At 70.0% G+C, this 6,210-nt stretch carries 5 protein-coding genes; 1 reads left to right on the top strand and 4 read right to left on the bottom strand.

What is annotated here, in order from left to right:
- On the bottom strand, positions 1–1,634 hold a 1,634-nt coding region (locus EHS43_RS34395; protein WP_125194566.1), incomplete at its 3' end, for a cytosine permease.
- A 286-nt stretch (positions 1,635–1,920) separates the two neighbouring features.
- A complete protein-coding gene (locus EHS43_RS34390) occupies positions 1,921–2,265 on the bottom strand; it encodes a helix-turn-helix domain-containing protein (protein WP_125194565.1) in 345 nt (114 codons plus the stop codon).
- A gap of 130 nt (positions 2,266–2,395) precedes the next feature.
- Here EHS43_RS34390 and EHS43_RS34385 point away from each other — a divergent pair, with 130 nt between their 5' ends.
- Positions 2,396–2,935, top strand: coding sequence for an STAS domain-containing protein (locus EHS43_RS34385; protein WP_125194564.1), 540 nt, complete (start codon positions 2,396–2,398; stop codon positions 2,933–2,935).
- Positions 2,936–3,004: 69 nt separating this feature from the next.
- On the opposite strand, the gene meaB is transcribed toward EHS43_RS34385, so the two are convergent.
- Both meaB and scpA read right to left on the bottom strand, forming a co-directional pair.
- A complete protein-coding gene (gene meaB / locus EHS43_RS34380) occupies positions 3,005–3,988 on the bottom strand; it encodes a methylmalonyl Co-A mutase-associated GTPase MeaB (RefSeq protein WP_125194563.1) in 984 nt (327 codons plus the stop codon).
- Between the two features lie 13 nt (positions 3,989–4,001).
- Entirely contained in the window at positions 4,002–6,194 is a 2,193-nt protein-coding gene (gene scpA / locus EHS43_RS34375; RefSeq protein ID WP_125194562.1) for a methylmalonyl-CoA mutase, read from the bottom strand.
- Between the last annotated feature and the right edge of the window lie 16 nt (positions 6,195–6,210).

Below are 6,210 nucleotides of genomic sequence, written 5' to 3'. Positions count from 1 at the left end.
GGCAGGACGTGGTCGCCGGTCTTGTCCGTGCTCAGGCACAGGGAGCAGACCACCGCCTCGTGGGTGGCGCAGGCGGCCAGGTCGGGGCGCTCGTAGGGCTGCCGGCAGACGTGGCAGTCGTAGCTGACCGCGCTCGGGTTGCCGTCCGCGTCCAGCATCGGCTCCTCGATGCCGTCCCCGGTGCGGCGCAGGTAGTACCTGCCCTTGGTGACGATCGCCATCAGCGGGGTGAGGACGAACGCGATCACCGCGGCGGCGACGGGGGAGTACGGCTGGAGGGTGTCGCCGAGGGCGTGGAAGTACAGGGCGATGGACAGGCCGGACGCGGCGACGAAGGACACCACACCCACCGGGTTGACCGCGTGGAGCATGCCGCGGCGGAACTCGGGCGCCTGCGGGGAGAGTTTGAGCAGGTACTTGTTGACGCCGATGTCAGTGGCCACGGTGACGACCCAGGCGATTGCGCAGTTCGAGTAGAAGCCCAGGATGTCGTTGAGGAAGCTGAACATGTCGGCCTCCATCAGGGCCAGCGCGAAGCCCAGGTTGACGAGGACGAAGACCAGGCGGCCCGGGTAGTGCCTGGTGACGCGGGTGAAGGAGTTGGTCCAGGCGAGCGAGCCGGAGTACGCGTTCGTCACGTTGATCTTGATCTGGCTGATCACGACGAGGACCACGGCCAGCGGGACCACCAGCCACGACGGCATCATCGCGTCGAAGGCGCCCTTGAACTGCTGGATCGGCTCGGGAGCCGCCTGCGGCCCCACCTCGGCCAGGATGTAGACCGCGAGGAAGACACCGATGGCCTGCTTGAGCGCGCCGAGCACCACCCAGCCGGGGCCGGCCATGACCACCGCGGTCCACCAGGCGCGCCGGTTCGCCTCGGTCTTGGGCGGCATGAAGCGCAGGTAGTCGATCTGCTCACCGATCTGCGCGATGAGCGAGAGACACACGCCCGCACCGAGCAGCACGGACGCGGTGTTGACGCCGCCGTCGCCGTCGGTGCCCGCGTAGGACAGGAAGCGGTCGACGGTGTCCGGGTCGGTGGCGACGAGGTAGACCAGCGGGCCGACCATCAGCAGCAGCCAGATCGGGGTCGTCCACACCTGGAGCCTGCTCAGCGCCTTCATGCCGTAGATCACCAGCGGGATGACCATGAGGGTGGAGACCAGGTAGCCGAGCCACAGGGGCAGTCCGAGGCCGAGCTTGAGGCCCTGGGCCATGATCGAGCCTTCTAGGGCGAAGAAGATGAAGGTGAAGCTGGCGAAGATGACGCTGGTGAGGACCGAGCCGTAGTAGCCGAAGCCCGAGCCGCGGGTGATCAGGTCGAGGTCGATGTTGTAGCGGGCGCCGTAGTAGGCGAGGGGGAAGCCGGTGACGAAGATGACGACGGCGGCGACCGCGATGGCCACGAGGGCGTTGCCGGTGCCGTGGGCCAGGCCGATGCCGGCGCCGATGGAGAAGTCGGCCATGTAGGCGATGCCGCCCAGGGCGGTGGTGGCGACGACCATGGGGGTCCAGCGGCGGTAACTGCGGGGCGCGAAGCGGAGGGTGTAGTCCTCCAGGGTCTCCTTGACCGCCTGGTCGGCGGATGCGGACGGGTCTGCCGTTGCCGACCGTGACTCTGTGGTGCTCATGTCACGCCTCCCGGTGCTGCTCGCGGGCGGTGGGGGGATGTGTGGGAGCCCCGCGTGGCGTCGTCGGCAGCCGGGGAGTCGACGGGCGGGCATGCATGGTTCGCGACCCTGTATACGACTCTGATCCCACGGTCCGTCACGCTAGGAAGCGGTTGTTACCGCGGCGACCGAGTGTCATGAACACGACGTTTCCGGAAGCTCACCGCTCCTGATCCGCGACAGGGCCGGGTGGGCAAGCCTGGCGAGCGGGGTGCCGGCGACTGGTCGCGTTCGGCGTGGGGTGGGGTCAGGCGAGAGTGCGGCGCCGGCTGTCGGGGAGCGGGCTGCGGTCCTCCTCGTCCTGGACGAGCAGGGACAGCAGAGCCGCCACCGTCAGGCCGGCCTCGGCGGGATGGCGCAGGACCTTGCCCGGGTCGATGCGGTACGTGTTGCTGCGGCCCTCGCGCACGTGGGAGAGGTATCCGTCCTGCTCCAGGTCGGAAATGATCTTCTGTACGGCGCGTTCGGTGAGCCGGCAGTGTGCGGCGATGTCGCGTATCCGGGCACTGGGGTTGTCGGCGATCGCGGCCAGCACCCTCGCGTGATTGGTGACGAACGTCCATCCGGTGTGGGACTCGGGCACTCCATCCATGAGGACAGTCTAGCGACCGGGTATTCACGCATTCAAAAACAGGAACTTTATTTCATGTATTGGTTGACGTATGTTGTCGGCGGAGGCGAATCTGGGGACAGAGACAGCCGAGTACACGAGGGAGAGGGTCATGCCGGAATCTGCGCACACGGCGCAGTCCCTCGCCACGCTGGAGGCGCGGCCCCGGTGTCTGGCCACGATCAGGACGCAGGTGGCCGGGGAGCGGACGGTCGTCACCTGCCGTGGTGAGTTGGACACGGGAGCCCACGTGCTCCGGCCCGAGCTGTACGCCGTCCTCGACCGCTCGGTCACCGGGGTGGACCTGGATCTCGGCGAGGTCGCGTTCTGCGACTGCGGCGGCCTCAACGTCCTGCTGGACCTGCGCCGCGAGGCCCTCGACCAGGGCAAGACGGTGACCGTCCGGACGTGTGGTCCGACGGTCGGGCGGCTGCTCGACCTGACCGGGGCGCGGGAGCTGTTCGCGAGCGGGCGTCCCGGAAGCCCCGACGGATCCGCTCCGGACGCCGAGGTCGTCCCGGGCCCGGAGGAACAGCTCCAGCGCATGCACGCCGACCGGGAACTGCGCCTGGACGTCGACCAGTTGCGCCGGACGATGCGGAGCGCACCGCGTCCCGCGGCACCCAGGTACACCACCGCGCCGAGCGTCTGAGGGGCGCCGCCGGGCGGCCTGCCGTCACCACGGCGTCGGCCGCCCTGTCCGGTGTTCTGCCCCGCGGGGTCAGTCCGCGTCCGTACCGAACGCCCCCAGGATCCGCTCGGCGGCGAGCGTGGCCGTCAACTCGCCGTTCCTGACCTGCTGTTCGAGGCCGGGCGCGAGCGCGCGGACGGCCGTGTCGGCGTGCAGCCGGCCGAGGAGTTCGTCGCGGACCATCGACCAGGTCCAGTCGACCTGCTGGTCACGGCGTTTGGCGGCGAGCCGGCCCGTGGAGTCGAGCAGGGCGCGGTGCTGTTCGAGGCGTTCCCAGACGGTGTCCAGGCCGGTCGACTCACGGGCGCTGCAACTCAGCACGGGCGGTGTCCAGGCCGCGTCCTTGCCGTGCATCAGCCGCAGCGCACCCGCCAACTCCCGTGCCGCCGCCTGCGCGTCCCGCTGGTGCGGGCCGTCCGCCTTGTTCACGGCGATCACGTCGGCCAGCTCCAGCACACCTTTCTTGATGCCCTGCAACTGGTCACCGGTGCGGGCCAGGGTGAGCAGCAGGAAGGAGTCGACCATGTTGGCGACGGCGGTCTCCGACTGGCCGACGCCCACCGTCTCGACGAGGACGACGTCGTAGCCCGCCGCCTCCATCACCACGATCGACTCCCGGGTCGCCTTGGCCACCCCGCCGTGCGTGCCCGCGGTGGGGGAGGGCCGTACGAAGGCGTCCGGGTCGACGGCCAGGCGCTCCATCCGGGTCTTGTCGCCGAGGATCGAGCCACCCGTGCGGCTGGAGGACGGATCCACGGCGAGGACGGCCACCCGGTGCCCCAGCGACGTGAGCATCGTGCCGAACGCGTCGATGAACGTCGACTTGCCCACGCCCGGCACCCCGCTGACGCCGATCCGCCGCGCCCGGCCGCTGTGCGGGAGCAGCTCGGTGAGCAACTCCTGTGCCAGTACGCGGTGCTGGGGCCGGGTGGACTCGACGAGGGTGATCGCGCGGGCGATCAGCGCGCGCTTCCCGTCGAGGACGCCCTTCACATAGGTGTCGACATCGATCACAGGTCGCGCCCGATCACAGGTCGTGCCCGAGGTCCGCCGAGAGCCGCCGGACGAGGTCGTACGCCGCGTCCGGGATGACCGTCCCGGGCGGGAAGACGGCCGCCGCGCCCATCTCCAGCAGCGTGGGCACGTCCTGCGGGGGGATCACCCCGCCGACGACGATCATGATGTCCTCCCGGCCCTCCTCGGCCAGCGCCTCCTTCAGCGCCGGTACGAGGGTGAGGTGCCCGGCCGCCAGCGACGAGACGCCCACGATGTGTACGTCCGCCTCCACGGCCTGGCGGGCCACCTCGCCCGGGGTCTGGAACAGCGGGCCGACGTCGACGTCGAAGCCGAGGTCGGCGAAGGCGGTGGCGATCACCTTCTGGCCGCGGTCGTGGCCGTCCTGGCCCATCTTGGCGACCAGGATGCGCGGCCGGCGGCCCTCGGCCTCCTCGAAGGTGTCCACCAGGGCGCGGGTGCGGTCCACGGAGGGCGACTCCCCTGCTTCGTTGCGGTACACGCCGGAGATCGTACGGATCTGGCTCGCGTGCCGGCCGTACACCTTCTCCAGGGCGTCGGAGATCTCGCCGACGGTGGCCTTGGCGCGGGCCGCGCGCACGGCGAGTTCCAGCAGGTTGCCGTCGCCGTCGGCGGCCCGGGTCAGCGCGTCCAGCGCGTCCCGGCACGCGCTCTCGTCCCGCTCCGCCCGCAGCCGCCGCAGCTTCTCGATCTGCTGGGCGCGCACGGAGGAGTTGTCGACCTTGAGGACCTCGATCGCCTCGTCGGTCTCGACACGGTACTTGTTGACGCCGATGACGGGCTGGCGCCCGGAGTCGATGCGCGCCTGGGTGCGGGCCGCGGCCTCCTCGATGCGCAGCTTGGGGATGCCCGCGTCGATCGCCTTGGCCATGCCGCCGGCCGCCTCCACCTCCTGGATGTGCTGCCAGGCCTTGCGGGCGAGGTCGTACGTCAGCCGCTCCACGTACGCGCTGCCGCCCCACGGGTCGATGACCCTGGTGGTCCCCGACTCCTGCTGGAGCAGCAGCTGGGTGTTGCGGGCGATGCGCGCGGAGAAGTCGGTGGGCAGCGCCAGTGCCTCGTCGAGGGCGTTGGTGTGCAGCGACTGCGTGTGGCCCTGGGTCGCCGCCATGGCCTCGACGCAGGTGCGCGTGACGTTGTTGAACACGTCCTGCGCGGTCAGCGACCAGCCCGAGGTCTGCGAATGCGTGCGCAGGGAGAGGGACTTGGGGTTCTGCGGGTCGAACTGCCTGACGAGCTTCGCCCACAGCAGCCGCGCCGCCCGCAGCTTGGCGATCTCCATGAAGAAGTTCATGCCGATCGCCCAGAAGAACGACAGCCGCGGCGCGAACGCGTCCACGTCCAGGCCGACTTCGCGTCCCGCGCGGATGTACTCGACGCCGTCCGCGAGCGTGTACGCCAGCTCCAGGTCGGCCGTCGCGCCCGCCTCCTGGATGTGGTAGCCCGAGATGGAGATCGAGTTGTAGCGCGGCATCCGCTCGGAGGTGTACGCGAAGATGTCGGAGATGATCCGCATCGACGGCTTCGGCGGATAGATGTAGGTGTTGCGGACCATGAACTCCTTGAGGATGTCGTTCTGGATGGTCCCGGCCAGCTTCTCGGGCGGCACGCCCTGTTCCTCCGCCGCCACGATGTACAGCGCCAGCACCGGCAGCACGGCGCCGTTCATCGTCATCGACACGGACATCCGGTCCAACGGGATGCCGTCGAACAGCTGCCGCATGTCGTAGATCGAGTCGATGGCCACGCCCGCCATGCCGACGTCACCGGTCACGCGCGGGTGGTCGCTGTCGTAGCCGCGGTGCGTGGGCAGGTCGAAGGCGACCGACAGGCCCTTCTGGCCGGCCGCGAGGTTGCGCCGGTAGAAGGCGTTGGACTCCTCGGCGGTGGAGAAGCCCGCGTACTGGCGGATCGTCCAGGGCTGGTTGACGTACATCGTCGGGTACGGGCCGCGCAGGTACGGGGCCACACCCGGGTACGTCTCCAGGAAGTCCAGGCCCTCCAGGTCGGCGCCGGTGTAGAGCGGCTTGACGTCGATGCCCTCCGGTGTCTCCCACACCGGTTCGGCGCCCTGCGTGGCCTGCTTCACGGCCGTACGCCACTCGTCGGCGCCGGCGCCGGTGGCCGGGGTGCCCAGCTCGATCCCGGTGAAGTCGGGGACGGAGGGGCCGGCGGGGGCGGTCATCAGGACACTCCCATGC

The sequence above is a fragment of the Streptomyces sp. RP5T genome (assembly GCF_003933965.1).
Lineage (GTDB): Bacteria > Actinomycetota > Actinomycetes > Streptomycetales > Streptomycetaceae > Streptomyces.
The sequence above is the reverse complement of the archived record's forward strand: the minus strand, read 5'-3'. Positions and strand labels throughout refer to the sequence as shown.

What these genes read in the sequence shown, in the direction of transcription:
- EHS43_RS34390 (WP_125194565.1), bottom strand. Translation starts at nt 2,265, where the DNA reads ATGGATGGAGTGCCCGAGTCCCACACCGGATGGACGTTCGTCACCAAT.
- EHS43_RS34385 (WP_125194564.1), top strand. Translation starts at nt 2,396, where the DNA reads ATGCCGGAATCTGCGCACACGGCGCAGTCCCTCGCCACGCTGGAGGCG.
- scpA (WP_125194562.1), bottom strand. Translation starts at nt 6,194, where the DNA reads ATGACCGCCCCCGCCGGCCCCTCCGTCCCCGACTTCACCGGGATCGAG.